Below are 243 nucleotides of genomic sequence, written 5' to 3' on the forward strand. Positions count from 1 at the left end.
TTGCGCTCCAATGCACGACCTTTTGACCTTCGTCAAACAGGAGTTTAAGCAAAACATAAACAAGTAAGGCCACGTACAACTGGCCATATACCGCGTTCGGCGTCGTTCCGAACAACTTCGGAATGTTTAGATGCTGTTTAATCCAGCGGAAAAACACTTCGATTTGCCAGCGTTTTTTATAGATTTCAGCGATGCTTTCAGCCGAATGCCAATGCAGGTTGGTGGCTAAAAGGACGGGTTTCC

General features: G+C 46.1%; 1 protein-coding gene. It reads right to left on the reverse strand.

Annotated elements, in window-relative coordinates:
• Positions 1-243, reverse strand: a 243-nt coding sequence (locus HPT30_RS31275) for a transposase (RefSeq protein ID WP_175369643.1), incomplete at both ends; no start/stop codon positions are given.

It is taken from the genome of Paenibacillus agri, assembly GCF_013359945.1.
GTDB classification, from domain to species: domain Bacteria; phylum Bacillota; class Bacilli; order Paenibacillales; family Paenibacillaceae; genus Paenibacillus_AQ; species Paenibacillus_AQ agri.